The organism is Mesorhizobium sp. M4B.F.Ca.ET.143.01.1.1 (assembly GCF_004792275.1).
Taxonomy (GTDB): Bacteria; Pseudomonadota; Alphaproteobacteria; order Rhizobiales; family Rhizobiaceae; genus Mesorhizobium; species Mesorhizobium abyssinicae.
Genome location: NZ_SRSR01000239.1, coordinates 1 through 320 on the forward strand (window position 1 = coordinate 1; position 320 = coordinate 320).

At 60.0% G+C, this 320-nt stretch carries 1 protein-coding gene; it reads left to right on the forward strand.

Annotated elements, in window-relative coordinates:
• Window positions 1-52 precede the first annotated feature (52 nt).
• Window positions 53-320 (forward strand): hypothetical protein (locus tag EN786_RS38415; RefSeq protein ID WP_210238939.1); only part of this gene is annotated, 268 nt, incomplete at its 3' end.

Consider the following 320-nt stretch of genomic DNA (forward strand, 5'->3'; position numbering starts at 1 on the left):
AGAGCCTCTGCTCGAGCCGGGCGAGAGCTGACAAGCCTGGGACGGAGAACAGGTGCTCTGGAATGGTTGGCCCGTCCAGATATCCTCTGCGGAGTGCCTGGGGCCACCTGTCACAAATGACGATCAGGCCGCGCGTCGCCCATCGATGTACGCGTTTCACGACCGCGTATCGCTCAAACGCTATCAAAACAGCCCACAATGCCAACGCCGCAGCGACAACTCCTCCCTTCGACCAATTTCGGCTGGCCGGATTTTTGCCGTCGTGCTGGACCAAGGACTTCAGTTGGCGCCTGTGCGGAAAAACCAGAGTCTGCAACGCC